1 protein-coding gene is annotated in these 1,366 nt (G+C 70.5%); it reads right to left on the bottom strand.

What is annotated here, in order from left to right:
- Nucleotides 1-44: 44 nt before the first annotated feature.
- A complete protein-coding gene (locus CH341_RS31275; RefSeq protein ID WP_111423596.1) occupies nucleotides 45-1,328 on the bottom strand; it encodes a beta-ketoacyl-ACP synthase in 1,284 nt (427 codons plus the stop codon).
- Nucleotides 1,329-1,366 lie beyond the last annotated feature (38 nt).

The raw sequence follows: 1,366 nt of genomic DNA, 5'->3' as shown, positions 1-1,366 counted from the left end.
CTGCGCCGCGCCCCGGAATGACCAGGAGGATGTGTGGCGTGCCGTCATGCCGGCTCCAGGCCCATCACCAGGGTGACGTTCTGGCCGCCGAAGCCGAAGGAGTTGGAGAGCGCGTGCGACAGCTTCGCGTCGCGGGCCACGTTGGGCACCACGTCGAGCGGGATGGCCGGATCGGGGATCTGGTAGTTGATGGTCGGCGGGATGCGCTGGCTCGACAGCGTCAGGGCCGTGAACACGGCCTCCACGGCGCCGGCCGCCGACAGCGTGTGGCCGACCATCGACTTGTTGGACGACATCGGCACCTGTCCGGCGCGCTCGCCGAACACCGCCGTGACGCCGAGGCACTCCATCTTGTCGTTCTCGGGCGTCGAGGTGCCGTGCGCGTTGATGTAGTCGATGTCCGCGATGGTCAGGCCGGCGTCGGCGATCGCCTGGTTCATGCAGCCGATGATCGGCTTGCCGTCCGGGCTGGTGCGGGTGCGGTGGAACGAGTCCGACAGCTCGCCGCAGCCCTCGACCACGCCGAGGATCTTTGCGCCTCGCGCCTTCGCCGACTCGTAGCTCTCCAGCACCAGAGCGCCGGCGCCTTCCGCCATGACGAAGCCGTCGCGGTTCTTGGAGAACGGCTTGGCCGCCTCCTCGGGCGGGTCGTTGGCAGTGGTCAGCGCCGAGAGGAGCTGGAAGCGCACCAGGCTCTCGGTGTTGACCGAGCCGTCGGTGCCGACGCACAGCGCGGCGTCGGTCTCGCCGCGGCGGATCGCCTCGACGCCGAGCTGGATGGCGCTGGCGCCGGTGGCGCAGGCCGTCGACAGCGAGATCGGCATGCCCTGGGTGCCGAAGCGGGCCGCCAGGTGGTCGGCGACGGAGGCGAACTGGAAGCGCTCGTGGTGGGCCTTGAAACGGCCCGTGGCGGCGGCGCGCAGCATGTCGTCATAGGTGGCGTTGCCGTTGGCGCCGGCGGCGGCGGCGAGCTCGACCCGCTGCGGCCACTCGATCTCGACCGGCGCGACGCCGAGGAACAGCGGCCCGGGGAACCGCCCGGGCGAGCCGATGCCGGACTGGACGATCGCCTCGTCGACGGCCAGCTCGGCGAGCTTCTCGGACAGCAGCGGCGCGCTGAACGGCTCGGCGGCGACGAAGTCGACGCAACCGGCGATGCGGGTCTTCAGCCCGTCGGTCGGAAACCGCGTGATGGTGCGGATGCCCGACTGCCCGGCCGTCAGCTTCGACCAGTTCTCGTCCTTGCCGGCACCCAGCGAGGTCACGATGCCCATGCCGGTGATCACCACCACCACCACGAGCACGATCACGGCCACGAGCACGGCCATTCTCATGCGCACGGACACCCTCACCGGCATGACGGCTG

It is taken from the genome of Rhodoplanes roseus, from assembly GCF_003258865.1.
GTDB classification, from domain to species: domain Bacteria; phylum Pseudomonadota; class Alphaproteobacteria; order Rhizobiales; family Xanthobacteraceae; genus Rhodoplanes; species Rhodoplanes roseus.
Note: the sequence above shows the minus strand (reverse complement) of the source record. Positions and strands in the feature narration are given on the sequence as shown.

Bases quoted from the DNA above. Each gene is read 5' to 3' on its own strand.
- CH341_RS31275 (WP_111423596.1), bottom strand. From the start codon at position 1,328: ATGGCCGTGCTCGTGGCCGTGATCGTGCTCGTGGTGGTGGTGGTGATC.